This window comes from Streptomyces sp. NPDC049813, assembly GCF_044465085.1.
GTDB lineage: Bacteria > Actinomycetota > Actinomycetes > Streptomycetales > Streptomycetaceae > Streptomyces.
The window spans coordinates 310,568-323,987 of the sequence record NZ_JBITLI010000005.1 but is presented as its reverse complement, the minus strand read 5'-3'; the positions used below and the strand labels follow the sequence as shown (position 1 = coordinate 323,987).

Sequence of the window (13,420 nt, the reverse complement as noted above, 5' to 3'; positions counted from 1 at the left end):
CGGCTCAGGCCACCCACTGCTCGTACGCCATCTTCACCACCAGCGCGCAGACCACGGTGAGCAGCACGATCCGGACGAACCCGGCCCCGCGCTTGAGGGCGGTGCGGGCGCCGACCATGCCGCCCGCGAGGTTGAAGACGGCCATGAGCCCGGCGAGCTGCCAGTACACGGTGCCCTTCATGGCGAACATGGCGAGGGCGCCGGCGTTCGTGCAGCAGTTGACGATCTTCGCGGTGGCGGAGGCCGTGACCAGGTCGAAGTGGAGCAGCGCGGTCAGCGCGAGGACCAGGAAGGTGCCGGTGCCGGGTCCGATCAGACCGTCGTAGAAGCCGATGCCGAGCCCCGCGAGAGCGATCGCGGCGAGGATCCGGCGCGGCGGGACGGGCCCGGCCGCGGGGGCGGTGCCGAAGGCCGGGCGGAAGATCACGAACGCGCCGACGGCGACGAGCACCACCATCACGACCGGCTTGAGGACGTCCGTGCTCAGCCCGGCGGCGAGCAGCGCACCGCCGGTCGAGCCCGCGAGCGCGGCGAGGCCGATGCGCACGGCGAGGCGGACGTCGACGGGGGCCTTGCGGGCGTAGGTGACGGCGGCGCCGGTGGTGCCGACGATGGCGACGGCCTTGTTCGTGCCGAGCGCGTAGGGGCCCGCGCTCGCGGAGTTCGGCAGGCCGAGCAGGAGCGCGGGCAGCAGCAGGAGACCCCCGCCGCCCACCACCGCGTCGACCCAGCCGGCCGCGAGGGCGGCGACGCAGAGCACGACGACGGTGGTCAGGGATATGTCAGGCATGGGGCTGACCTTATGAGCCGCTCCGGCTCCCGCTGAAAGCGGCCCGGGGGGGGCGTCGGTCCGGCCCTCACATCCGCGCGGCGGCGCCGCTGAGCCCACCGTTCCTCCCGGGAAACCGACGGGACGCCACCGGGTAACACCCGCCCCGCAGGCTACGGAGCATGAATCGCGTCGTCGTCATCGGAACCGGCCTGGCCGGCACCCGCGTCGCCCGCCGGCTGGGCGAGCACGCGGTGCTGATCGGGGAGGAGCCGCACGCCCCGTACAACCGGGTGCTGCTCGCCGAGGTCCTGGCCGGCAGCTACGGCCCCGACGTCATCGAGCTGCCCGCGACCCCGGGGCCCCGGCTGCGCACCCGGGCCGTCCGCGTCGACCGCGCCCGGCGTCTCGTGCAGTGCGAGAGCGGCGCCGAGGTCCCCTACGACACCCTGGTCCTGGCCACCGGCTCGAACCCGGTGCTGCCGCCGCTGCGCGGCCTGTTCCAGCCGGGCGCCACCCAACTGCCCGGCGGCGTCCACGCGTTCCGCACGATGGACGACTGCCTGGCGCTGTCGCGGGCGGTGGCGCCGGGCACCCGGGCGGTCGTCGTCGGCGGGGGCCTGCTCGGCGTCTCGGCGGCCCGCGCGCTCGCCCGGCGCGGCGCACAGGTCGTCCTCGTCCAGCAGGCCGAACGGCTCATGGAGCGGCAACTGGACCCCGCCTCCTCGCGGTTGGTGGCGGGACATCTGACCTCGCTCGGGGTGGAGATCCACACCGAGTGCCGGGTGCGGGCCGTCGGGGTGGTCGACGGCCGGGTACGGCGCGTGGAACTCCACGACGGCTACGTGCTCGGCACCGACGTCACCGTCCTCGCCTGCGGCGCCCGGCCCCGGACGGGACTGGCGCAGGCCGCGGGACTCGCGGTGCGGCGGGGCGTCGTCGTCGACGACGAGCTGCGCACCACCGACCCGCGCGTCCACGCCGTCGGCGACTGCGCCGAGCACGCCGGCGCCGTCTACGGGCTCGCCACCCCGGCCCTGGAACAGGCGGACGCGCTGGCCGACCTGCTCACCGCGGCCGGGAGCGCGAATCCGGCGCGGTACACCGGGACCCGCACCCTGACCCGGCTGACGCTCCCGCACGCGGCGGACCCGCTCGACCTCGCCGCGTTCGGCGAGACGGAGCCGCTGCCCGGCGACGACGTGGTCCAGCTCGCGGACGCGACGCGCGGCACGTACCGCAGGGTCGTCGTGCGCGGCGACCGGCTGGTCGGCGGGGTGCTGGTCGGCGCGCTCGGCGGCGTCGGCGCGCTCGCGCACGCCTGGGAATCGAACGAAGCGCTGCCTGCCGACGACGGCGCGCCGCTGCTCCACCTGCTCACCCACGACGGAGGCCTCTGACATGGCGACCTCGAAGCCCACGCCCGACCCCGCTCGGCCCACGCTCGTCCTCGTCGGCCACGGCATGGTCGGCCAGCGCTTCCTCGAAGCGGCGGCCGAGCGCGGCCTGACCGCCACGCACCGTGTGGTCGTGCTGTGCGAGGAGCCACGGCCCGCCTACGACCGCGTCCACCTCACCTCGTACTTCTCGGGCACGACGCCCGAGGAACTGTCCATGACGGACCCGGAGTTCATCGACAGGCACGGCATCGAGCTGCACCTGGGCGACCCGGCGGTGGCGGTCGACCGCGCGGCCCGCACCGTGCGCGCCCGCTCCGGCCGCACCGTCTCCTACGACGCGCTGGTGCTGGCCACGGGCTCGTACCCGTTCGTGCCGCCGGTCCCCGGCAAGGACACGACGGGCTGCTTCGTCTACCGCACCATCGAGGACCTGTACGCGATCGAGGAGTACGCGAAGAACCACGCGTCCGTCGGCGCGGTGGTCGGCGGCGGGCTGCTCGGCCTGGAGGCGGCGGGCGCGCTCCAGGGCCTCGGCCTCACGACGCACATCGTGGAGTTCGCGCCGCGCCTGATGCCCGTCCAGGTCGACGAGGGCGGCGGCGCCGCGCTGCTGCGCACCATCACCGGCATGGGCCTGTCCGTGCACACGGGGGTCGGCACGCAGGAGATCGTGGCCGACGCGGAGCGCGGCGGCATCGTGCGCGGCATGCGGCTGTCGGACGGCTCCGAACTCGCCACGGACCTCGTCGTCTTCTCGGCGGGGGTGCGCCCGCGCGACCAGCTCGCCCGCGACATGGGCCTGGAGGTGGGCGAGCGCGGCGGCGTCGCGGTCGACGAGCGGTGCCGCACCAGCGACCCCGCGGTGTTCGCGATCGGCGAGTGCGCGCTGGCCGCGGACGGCCGGGTCTACGGCCTGGTCGCGCCCGGCTACGAGATGGCGGTGACGGCGGCTGCGGCCCTGGCGGAGCAGGAGAGCGCCGGGTTCACCGGGGCCGACCTGTCCACCAAGCTGAAGCTGCTCGGCGTGGACGTGGCCTCCTTCGGCGACGCGCACGGCACGGCCGACGGCTGCCTCGACGTCGTCTACTCCGACTCGCGGTCGGGCACGTACAAGAAGCTGGTCATCGGCGGTGAGGGCGAGCTGCTCGGCGGCATCCTCGTCGGGGACGCGGAGGCGTACGGCACGCTGCGCGCGCTGACCGGCACCGTGCCGCCGCTCGCGCCCGAGCAGCTGGTGCTGCCCGCGGGCGCGGGGGCCCCGGCGCAGCTCGGCCCGGAGGCGCTCCCCGCCGACGCCGTCATCTGCTCCTGCCACAACGTCACCAAGGGCGAGATCTGCGCGCACACCTCGCTGCCGGAGGTGAAGAAGTGCACCAAGGCCGGTACCGGGTGCGGGAGTTGCGTCAAGCTCATCGGGCAGCTGCTGCCCAAGTCCGGCGACGACGGCCTGTGCGGCTGCTTCCGGCACACGCGCCAGGAGCTGTACGAGATCGTGCGCGTCAAGCGGATCACCACATACGCCCGGCTGCTCGACGAGCACGGGCGGCCCGAGGCGCGCGGCGGTGAGGGCTGCGAGGTGTGCAAGCCGGCCGTGGGCTCGATCATCGCCTCGCTCGCGCCGACGATCGGCGCGGACGGCTACGTGCTGGAGGGCGAGCAGTCGGCGCTCCAGGACACCAACGACCACTTCCTCGCCAACCTCCAGAAGAACGGCTCGTACTCGGTCGTGCCGCGCATCCCGGGCGGGGAGATCACCCCGGAGAAGCTGATCGTGATCGGCGAGGTGGCCCGGGACTTCGGCCTCTACACGAAGATCACCGGCGGGCAGCGGATCGACCTGTTCGGCGCCCGCGTCGACCAGCTCCCGGCGGTCTGGGCCCGCCTGGTCGAGGCCGGGTTCGAGTCCGGGCACGCGTACGGCAAGTCGCTGCGGACCGTGAAGTCGTGCGTCGGGCAGACCTGGTGCCGGTACGGCGTGCAGGACTCGGTGCGCATGGCGATCGACCTGGAGCTGCGCTACCGCGGGCTGCGGGCGCCGCACAAGCTGAAGTCGGCGGTCTCCGGCTGCGCCCGGGAGTGCGCCGAGGCCCAGTCGAAGGACTTCGGCGTCATCGCCACGGCCAGTGGCTGGAACCTGTACGTGGGCGGCAACGGCGGCATGACGCCCCGCCACGCCGACCTGCTCGCCCAGGACCTGAGCGACGCCGAGCTGATCCGGCTGATCGACCGGTTCCTGATGTTCTACATCCGCACCGGGGACCGGCTGGAGCGGACGGCCGCCTGGCTGGAGCGGATCGACGGCGGCCTCGACCACGTACGGGACGTCGTCGTGCACGACGCGCTCGGCCTCTGCGACGAGCTGGAGGCACAGATGGCCGCGCACGTCGCGCACTACCGCGACGAGTGGTCGCAGACCATCGGGGACCCGGAGCGGCTGGCCCGCTTCGTCTCCTTCGTCAACGCCCCCGGCACCCCGGACCCGACGGTCCGCTTCGTCCCGGAGCGCGACCAGATCAAACCCGAACTGCCCCTGATCCCTCTGGAAGGACTGGCTGTCCGATGACGATGGCAATGCCGCTGACGACGACACCGCCGACGACGACCGGGCGCGCGCCCGGGCCCACGGCGGCCCCGGCGCAGGTCCAGCTCGACCTGGCGGGAAGCTGGTACCCGGTCTGCGGTCTCGACCGGCTGACGCCGGGCCGCGGGGTCGCCGCGCTGCTGCCGGACGGCCGGCAGGCGGCGCTCTTCCTGGACCGGGCGGGCCGGGTGCACGCGGTCGGCAACACGGACCCGTTCACCGGAGCCGCCGTGCTCTCGCGCGGGCTGCTCGGCTCTGCCTCGGGGCGCCCGTTCGTGGCGTCGCCCCTGCTCAAGCAGCGGTTCGACCTGGAGACGGGCGGCTGCCTCGACGACGAGACGGCGTCGGTGCCGGTGTACGCGGTGCGGGTGGGGTGACGGGGAACGCCCGCGCGGCGGAGCGACGGCCGGGGGCGTGAGCGCCGGGCCCGGAACCGAGAGGGCGGCACCCCCCGCACAGGGGTGCCGCCTTCTCGTCTCGTACCGGAGCCGCCGCCGATCGGTGAGGGTCGGGGACCGGCGACGGCTCCGGAGTCCGGGGGCTACCGGTGGTCGCTGCCCGCCGAGGTGGAGGCGGCGCGGCCCGCTTCGAGGCGGGCGACCGGGATGCGGAAGGGCGAGCAGGAGACGTAGTCGAGGCCGACCTCGTGGAAGAAGTGGACCGACTCCGGGTCCCCGCCGTGCTCGCCGCAGACACCGAGCTTGAGGTCGGGCCGCGTGGCCCGCCCCGCCTCGACGGCGCCCCGCACCAAGGAGCCGACGCCGTCCTTGTCGATCGTCTCGAACGGCGACACCCCGAAGATGCCCTTCTCCAGGTACGCCGTGAAGAAGCTCGCCTCCACGTCGTCGCGGCTGAAGCCCCAGACGGTCTGCGTGAGGTCGTTCGTGCCGAAGGAGAAGAACTGGGCGGCCTCGGCGATCTGCCCGGCCGTGAGGGCGGCGCGGGGCAGCTCGATCATGGTGCCGATGGCGAGCTTCAGCTTGACGCCGGTCTGCTCCTCGACCTCGGCGATGACGCGGTCGGCCTCCTCGCGGACGATCTCCAGCTCCTGGACGGTGCCGACGAGCGGGATCATGACCTCGGCGCGCGGGTCGCCCTTGGCGGCCTTGCGGGCGGCGGCGGCCTCGGCGATGGCCCGTACCTGCATGGCGAACAGGCCGGGGATGACGAGCCCGAGCCGCACTCCGCGCAGCCCCAGCATCGGGTTCTGCTCGTGCAGCCGGTGCACGGCCTGGAGGAGGCGCAGGTCGTTCTCGTTGTTGTCCTGCCGGGACTCGGCGAGGGCGACGCGCACCGACAGCTCGGTGATGTCGGGCAGGAACTCGTGCAGCGGCGGGTCGAGCAGGCGCACGGTGACGGGCAGCCCGTCCATCGCCTCGAACAGCTCGACGAAGTCCCGCTTCTGGAGCGGCAGGAGCTGCTTGAGGGACTCCTCGCGCTCCGCGTCGGTGTCGGCGAGGATCAGCTTCTCGACCATCTCGCGGCGCTCGCCGAGGAACATGTGCTCGGTGCGGCACAGGCCGATGCCCTGGGCCCCGAAGCGGCGGGCTCGCAGCGCGTCCTCGGCGTTGTCGGCGTTGGCCCGCACCCGCAGGCGGCGGACGCGGTCCGCGTAGGCCATGATCCGGTGCACGGCGCCGACCAGTTCGTCGGCGTCGTCGGCGCCCGCGTGCATGCGGCCCTCGAAGTACTCGACGACCGGGGACGGCACGACGGGTACCTCGCCCAGGTACACCTTGCCGGTGGAGCCGTCGATGGAGACGACGTCGCCCTCCTCGACGACGACGCTCCCGGCGGTCAGGCGGCGCCGCTTGGTGTCGACCTCCAGGTCCTCGGCGCCGCAGACGCAGGTCTTGCCCATGCCGCGCGCGACGACGGCCGCGTGCGAGGTCTTGCCGCCGCGCGAGGTCAGGATGCCCTCGGCGGCGATCATGCCGTCGAGGTCGTCGGGGTTGGTCTCGCGGCGGATCAGGATGACCTTCTCGCCGGAGCGCGACCACTTGATCGCGGTGTACGAGTCGAAGACGGCCTTGCCGACGGCGGCGCCCGGCGACGCGGCGATGCCGCGGCCCAGCTGCTCGACCTTCGCGTCCTCGTCGAACTTCGGGAACATCAGCTGGGCCAGCTGCGCGCCGGTGACGCGCTGGAGGGCCTCGGCCTCGTCGATCAGGCCCTGGTCGACGAGTTGCGTCGCGATGCGGAAGGCGGCGCCCGCGGTCCGCTTGCCGACGCGGGTCTGGAGCATCCACAACTGGCCGCGCTCGATGGTGAACTCGATGTCGCAGAGATCCTTGTAGTGGTTCTCCAGGGTCTCCATGATCTGCATGAGCTGGTCGTACGACTTCTTGTCGATCTGCTCCAGGTCGGCGAGCGCCACCGTGTTGCGAATGCCGGCGACGACGTCCTCGCCCTGCGCGTTCTGGAGGTAGTCGCCGTAGACGCCCTGGTGGCCCGAGGCGGGGTCGCGGGTGAAGGCGACACCGGTGCCGGAGTCGGGGCCGAGGTTGCCGAAGACCATCGAGCAGACGTTGACGGCGGTGCCGAGGTCGCCCGGGATGCGCTCCTGGCGGCGGTAGAGCTTGGCGCGGTCGGTGTTCCACGAGTCGAAGACCGCGTGGATGGCGAGGTCCATCTGCTCGCGCGGGTCCTGCGGGAAGTCGCGGCCCGCCTCGGTCTTGACGATCTTCTTGAAGCGGGTGACGAGCTTCTTCAGGTCGGCCGCGTCCAGGTCGGTGTCGACCGTGACCTTCTTGGCGCGCTTGGCCTTCTCCAGCTCCTCCTCGAAGAGGTCGCCGTCGACGTCGAGCACGGTCTTGCCGAACATCTGGATGAGCCGGCGGTAGGAGTCCCAGGCGAACCGGTCGTCGCCGGCCTGCTGGGCCAGGCCCTGCACCGACTTGTCGGAGAGGCCGATGTTCAGGACGGTGTCCATCATGCCGGGCATGGAGAACTTGGCGCCCGAACGCACCGACACGAGCAGGGGGTTGTCGGGCTGGCCGAGCTTCTTGCCCATCTTCTGTTCGAGGGCGTCGAGGTGCGTCCCGACCTCGTCACGCAGTGCCACCGGCTCGGCGCCGCTGTCGAGGTAGACCTTGCAGGCCTCGGTGGTGATCGTGAAGCCCGGCGGGACCGGAAGGCCCAGGTTGGTCATCTCGGCGAGGTTGGCACCCTTGCCGCCGAGAAGGTCCTTGAGGTCCTTGTTGCCCTCGGTGAAGTCGTAGACGAACTTCACGTCCTGATCGCCGCGGCCGGCGTGCCCGCCGGCCTGCTCGGTTACCTGAGGATCTTTGTTTTCCGACACGGGTCTCGACTCCTCGAGGCTCGGTGGCTGCCCTGACGGCGAGGAACATACCCAGATCCAAGGCTCCTGGGTACGTCCACTTTGCTGTCATGCGGCTGTAACCACCCGTCCGCCAGGAGATCGAAAGTGGGTGGGGTGGGCTGGGCGCCGGGCGACCGGGTTCATGTCATGAAGGCTTGACACCCGTAGACCCGGGGTTTTGCTCTTATGAGCGGCGCTCGCTCTCATGTGCGTTCACTTCATGAACGATCGAGCGATGGCACTGAGTGCCACGGCTTGGAGAAGTGCAAGCGGGGTTTTTGTGCTCATCTGAGCGCGGGGGGTATCAGAGGTGGCGAGAATCACGCGCCCGGGGTGTCACTATGCGGACGGGTATCGGGGTGGGGGGCGGAGCTGTATACCGGGTGCGACGCCGTCGTGGCTGGTCGCACAGTTCCCCGCGCCCCTGAGATGCGCACTTCGTGCGCGATCTCATCGGCCCCCACGACAGCGCGCCCCTGAGGCAGCGGCGAAGCCGCATGCGTCAGGGGCGCGGGGAACGGCGCGAGAAGCCCCACCGGCCGGGCGCCGAGGAACTGGCCATATGGGGACCGGCCCCACCGGGGAGGCACCGGGTCACATCATTCCGGGCAGGGCCGGGACGGCGGTGTCAGCCCCCGGACGTGTCGAGCTCCGCGTCCTCGGAGAGCCCCGCCCAGTCATAGGGATCCCGCAGCCACCCGTCCGGCAGGACGACCCGGTTGTTGCCGGAGGTACGCCCCCGGGGCCCGTCCGCCCCGAGCGGCCACTCCTGCTCCAGGTCCAACTCGTCGAGCCCGGCACGGAGTTCGGCGAGAGAAGACGTGACGGCCAGCCGCTTGCGCATCTCCGACCCCACCGCGAACCCCTTGAGGTACCAGGCCACATGCTTGCGGAAGTCGATGACGCCCCGCGCCTCGTCCCCGATCCACTCCCCGAGCAGCGTCGCGTGCCGCACCATCGCGTCCGCCACCACCGACAGCGTGGGCCGGACCCGCTCGGGCCGCCCCTCGAAGGCCGCGACCAGGTCCGCAAAGAGCCAGGGCCGCCCCAGGCAGCCGCGGCCCACGACGACCCCGTCGACCCCGGTCTCGCGGACCATGCGCAGCGCGTCGTCCGCCGACCAGATGTCGCCGTTGCCGAGGACGGGGATCTCCGGGACGTGCTCCTTCAGCCGCGCGATCGCGTCCCAGTCGGCGGTGCCGCCGTAGTGCTGGGCCGCGGTGCGCCCGTGCAGCGCGATCGCGGTGACGCCCTCCTCGACCGCGATCCGGCCGGCGTCAAGGAACGTGATGTGGTCGTCGTCGATGCCCTTGCGCATCTTCATGGTGACCGGCAGGTCCCCCGCCCCGGTGACGGCCTCCCGCAGGATGGCCCGGAGCAGGGGGCGCTTGTAGGGCAGGGCGGAGCCGCCGCCCTTGCGGGTGACCTTGGGGACGGGGCAGCCGAAGTTCAGGTCGATGTGGTCGGCGAGGTCCTCCTCCGCGATCATGCGAACGGCCTTGCCGACGGTGGCCGGGTCGACCCCGTAGAGCTGGATCGAGCGGGGTGTCTCGGTCGGGTCGAAGTGGATCAGCTGCATGGTCTTCTCGTTGCGCTCGACCAGTGCGCGCGTGGTGATCATCTCGCTGACGAACAGTCCCTTGCCGCCGGAGAACTCCCTGCACAGAGTGCGGAAGGGTGCGTTCGTGATCCCGGCCATGGGCGCGAGGACCACGGGCGGGACGACGGTGTGCGGTCCGACGGACAGGGGCGGGGTCGTAGCGGTCATGCCCCCATTCTCCCGCACGCCGGACGGGCCCCGGTACGGATGGCCCTGTGTCCGCGGCCACCCCGGCGCCGAAGCGGCCCGGGGGCCGTCCGGTCCAGCCGGCCCAGCCGGCCCAGCCCTCGGCCAGGGCGTCAGCCCGCCACGGCGGCGGCCAGCCCCTCCAGCCGCTCCTCGGTCTCGTCGTCGGCGGGCAGGTACGCGACGACCCGGTAGGCGCCGTTCTCCGGCGCCAGCCACATGTGGCGGTGCTCCAGGCGCAGCAACCCGGCCTCGGCGTGCTGGTAGCGCTTGACGTGGGAGACCATCGACGCGACCTCGCGCCGCTCCCACAGGGCGCGGAACTCGGGCGAGACGGCGAGGAGTTCGTCGACCGGCGCCTTCCAGGCGGGGTCGCCGATGTGCTCGGCCATCGCCTTGCGGTACTTGGCGATCAGCTCGGGCAGCATCACGTCCCGGTCGAGGAACCGCGTGCGCCAGCGGTCGTATCTGAACATCATCCACAGGGCGTTGCGGTGCGCGGGGTCGAGTTCGGCGGGGTCGCCGAAGACGGCCGCGTAGGCGTCATTGTGGGCGAGGACGTCGTACCGGGCGTTCTTCACCTCGGCCGGGTACGGCTCCAGGCGCTTGAGCAGGCGCAGCACCGTCGGCGTGACCGCCGGGCTGACCGGCACGGCGCGCGGATCGGCGGCCCCGGCGAGGGCGAAGGCGTGGGCGCGCTCGGAGGGGTCCATGCGCAGCGCGCGGGTGACGGCGTCCAGCACACCGGCCGAGACGTTCAGGGCGCGGCCCTGCTCCAGCCACGTGTACCAGGTGATGCCGACCGAGGCGAGGTGGGCGACCTCCTCGCGGCGCAGGCCCGGGGTGCGGCGGCGCGCAGTGTGCGGCAGGCCGACCTGGTCCGGGGTGACGCGCTCCCGGCGGCTGCGCAGGAACGCGGCGAGTTCGGCGCGGCGCAGCGCGTCGGCCGAGGGGGCGGGGGCGGCCCCGGCCGGGGTCCGTGTCTCGGTCGTCATGCTCTCAGGATGCTCCCGCGCCCATCCTGGTGCCAGGTACTGCCTGTAACACGATAAGGAGACTCTGGAACGCGGGCGGGCCGCGGCCGACCCTGGGGGCATGGTCTCCCCACTCCACTCCCGCCCCCTTCCGGCTACCGTCGACTGCATGCCCGGTACATCCGATTCCCTCTCGCACCGCAGGCGCCTGCTCGTCCTGGCGATCTGCTGCATGAGCCTGCTGATCGTCAGCCTCGACAACACCGTCCTGAACGTCGCCCTGCCCTCCATGGCGAAGGACTTCGGCGCCACGCTCTCGGGCATGCAGTGGACGATCGACGCCTACACGCTGGTCCTGGCCGCGCTGCTGATGCTGGCCGGTTCGACCGCCGACCGGATCGGCCGGCGCAAGGTCTTCATGACGGGCCTGGTGGTCTTCACGGCGGCCTCGGTGGCCTGCTCGCTCGCGCCGAACCTGGAGACGCTCGTCGTCTTCCGGATGCTCCAGGCGGTCGGCGGCTCGATGCTCAACCCGGTCGCGATGTCGATCATCACCAACACGTTCACCGATCCGCGGGAGCGCGCCCGCGCCATCGGGGTGTGGGGCGGTGTCGTCGGCATCTCGATGGCGGCGGGCCCCCTGGTGGGCGGGGTGCTCGTGGACTCGGTCGGCTGGCGCTCGATCTTCTGGATCAACCTGCCCGTCGGCCTCGCCGCCCTGCTGCTCACCTTGCGCTACGTCCCCGAGTCCCGGGCGCCCAAAGCCCGCCGCCCCGACCCGGTCGGCCAGCTCCTGGTCATCGCCCTGCTCGGCTCGCTGACGTACGCGATCATCGAGGCGCCGGACGCCGGCTGGACGTCGGCGCGGACCCTCGCCTGTGCGGCGGTCGCCCTCGCCGCGCTCGCCGGGCTGCTGCGGTACGAGCCGCGCCGCCCCGAGCCCCTCATCGACCTGCGGTTCTTCCGGTCGGCGCCGTTCAGCGGGGCGACGGTCATCGCGGTCTGCGGCTTCGCCGCGCTCGGCGGTTTCCTCTTCCTGTCCACGCTCTACCTGCAGAACGTGCGCGGCCTCGACGCGCTGCAGGCGGGTCTGTGGATGCTGCCGATGGCCGTGATGACGCTGGTCTGCGCGCCGCTGTCCGGGCGGCTCGTCGGCAGCCGGGGGCCGCGGCTCCCCCTGCTGGTCGCGGGCGTGATGATGACGGCGAGCGGCGTGCTGTTCGCGGTGTTCGACGCCGAGACCTCGAACACCACGCTGTTCGTCGGCTACGTCCTGTTCGGGATCGGCTTCGGTTTCGTCAACGCGCCCATCACCAACACGGCCGTCTCCGGCATGCCGCGCGCCCAGGCCGGCGTCGCCGCCGCCGTCGCCTCCACCAGCCGGCAGATCGGGCAGACCCTCGGCGTCGCGGTGATCGGCGCGGTCCTCGCGTCGGGCGTCGCCGGGTCCTCGTACGCCCGTGCCTTCGTCGGTGCGAGCCGGAGCTGCTGGTGGATCATCGCCGGGTGCGGGCTCGCCGTGCTGGTCCTGGGCGCGCTGACCAGCGGGCGCTGGGCACGCCGGACGGCCCGGACCACGGCCGAGCGGCTGGCGGAGCCGGACGACGCGGCGACGGCACGGGCGGCTGCCGGTTCCGGGTCATGAGACCCGGTCCCGTCAGGCCTCGGACCGGCCCACCGCGATCTCGTGGAGCCGGTCCAGGCGGGCCCGCGAGACGTCGTCGGCCGCCGTGTACGTCAGCAGCCGCGCCCCGCTGTCGCGGCCCAGCCACAGATCGGTGTGCACGACGTTGACGAGGCCGACGTGCGGGTTGAGGAAGTGCTTGACCTTGCTGGTCTGCGAGCGCACCACCTCGTGCCGCTCCCAGACCTCCCGGAACTGCGCGGACTCGTCGAGCAGCCGCTTGAGGACCAGTTTCCAGGCGGGCTCGGCGAGATGGTCGGCCATGCCCGCGCGGAACTTGGCGGCCATCAGGCGCAGCACGGCGTCGAGGTCGACGATGGCGGAGCGCCACGGCTCGTGCGTGAAGGCGAGGAACATCATGTTCCGGTCCTCGGCCGGGACCGCGTCCAGGTCGCAGAGCAGCTGCCCGTAGGTGCGGTTGTAGGCGAGGATGTCGTACCGGCCGTTCTGCACGCAGGCCGGCATCGGCTCCAACTTGACGAGCATCTCGCGCAGTTCGGGGGTGAGCGACGGGCAGTTCGCCGCCGGCGTCGGGTCGATCGCGCCCGCGAGGCCGAACAGGTGCGCGCGTTCGCTCGCGTCGAGCCGCAGGGTGCGGGCGAGGGCGTCGAGGACCTGCGCCGAGACCTGGATGGCGCGGCCCTGCTCCAGCCACGTGTACCAGGTGACCCCGACCGCGGAGAGCTGCGCGACCTCCTCGCGGCGCAGGCCCGGGGTGCGGCGGCGCCTACCGCGCGGCAGCCCCACCTCCTCGGGCGTGATGCGCTCGCGGCGGCTGCGCAGGAACCCCGCCAGCTCGTGACGCCGGATCTCGGCCGGCCGCGCCTGCGGCGTCATGATGGTCGTGGTCGTCATGGCTCCAGCCTCCACCCGTCCGGCGCCCGGGACCAAGCTGTTTCCGGGT

Annotated in this window: 9 protein-coding genes; 4 read left to right on the top strand and 5 right to left on the bottom strand. The window is 72.6% G+C overall.

The features are described from left to right. Nucleotides 1-4: 4 nt before the first annotated feature. Nucleotides 5-790 carry a sulfite exporter TauE/SafE family protein gene (locus ACIBW6_RS14120; RefSeq protein ID WP_399059543.1) on the bottom strand — a complete coding sequence of 262 codons (786 nt, stop codon included), beginning with the start codon at nt 788-790 and terminating at the stop codon, nt 5-7. 161 nt (nt 791-951) lie between these two features. Between ACIBW6_RS14120 and ACIBW6_RS14115 the strand changes: the two genes are divergently transcribed. Genes ACIBW6_RS14115 through nirD form a run of 3 tightly spaced genes read left to right on the top strand, consistent with a single transcriptional unit; the run spans nt 952 to nt 5,127 of the window. Next, a complete protein-coding gene (locus tag ACIBW6_RS14115) occupies nt 952-2,169 on the top strand; it encodes an NAD(P)/FAD-dependent oxidoreductase (protein WP_399059542.1) in 1,218 nt (405 codons plus the stop codon). Nucleotide 2,170: 1 nt separating this feature from the next. After that, the gene (gene nirB / locus ACIBW6_RS14110; RefSeq protein WP_399059541.1) at nt 2,171-4,732 is read left to right on the top strand and encodes a nitrite reductase large subunit NirB; all 2,562 of its coding nucleotides are present in this window, start codon (nt 2,171-2,173) and stop codon (nt 4,730-4,732) included. After that, nucleotides 4,729-5,127 carry a nitrite reductase small subunit NirD gene (gene nirD / locus ACIBW6_RS14105; RefSeq protein WP_399059540.1) on the top strand — a complete coding sequence of 133 codons (399 nt, stop codon included), beginning with the start codon at nt 4,729-4,731 and terminating at the stop codon, nt 5,125-5,127. Before nirB ends, nirD begins: the two co-directional genes overlap by 4 nt. A 164-nt stretch (nt 5,128-5,291) precedes the next feature. Here nirD and ppdK read toward each other — a convergent pair whose 3' ends face one another. The 3 genes from ppdK to ACIBW6_RS14090 form a co-directional block, all read right to left on the bottom strand. Continuing rightward, nucleotides 5,292-8,051: a pyruvate, phosphate dikinase gene (gene ppdK / locus ACIBW6_RS14100; RefSeq protein ID WP_399059539.1), complete on the bottom strand. Its 2,760-nt coding sequence runs from the start codon at nt 8,049-8,051 to the stop codon at nt 5,292-5,294. Nucleotides 8,052-8,700: 649 nt separating this feature from the next. Then, nucleotides 8,701-9,840, bottom strand: a complete 1,140-nt coding sequence (gene dusB / locus ACIBW6_RS14095) for a tRNA dihydrouridine synthase DusB (protein ID WP_399059538.1) — start codon at nt 9,838-9,840, stop codon at nt 8,701-8,703. A 131-nt stretch (nt 9,841-9,971) separates the two neighbouring features. After that, entirely contained in the window at nt 9,972-10,853 is an 882-nt protein-coding gene (locus ACIBW6_RS14090; RefSeq protein WP_399059537.1) for a helix-turn-helix transcriptional regulator, read from the bottom strand. Between the two features lie 148 nt (nt 10,854-11,001). On the opposite strand from ACIBW6_RS14090, the gene ACIBW6_RS14085 reads away from it, so the two are divergent. After that, nucleotides 11,002-12,477: an MFS transporter gene (locus ACIBW6_RS14085; RefSeq protein WP_399059536.1), complete on the top strand. Its 1,476-nt coding sequence runs from the start codon at nt 11,002-11,004 to the stop codon at nt 12,475-12,477. 12 nt (nt 12,478-12,489) lie between these two features. Here ACIBW6_RS14085 and ACIBW6_RS14080 read toward each other — a convergent pair whose 3' ends face one another. Next, nucleotides 12,490-13,371, bottom strand: a complete 882-nt coding sequence (locus tag ACIBW6_RS14080) for a helix-turn-helix transcriptional regulator (protein WP_399059535.1) — start codon at nt 13,369-13,371, stop codon at nt 12,490-12,492. Nucleotides 13,372-13,420: the final 49 nt, after the last annotated feature.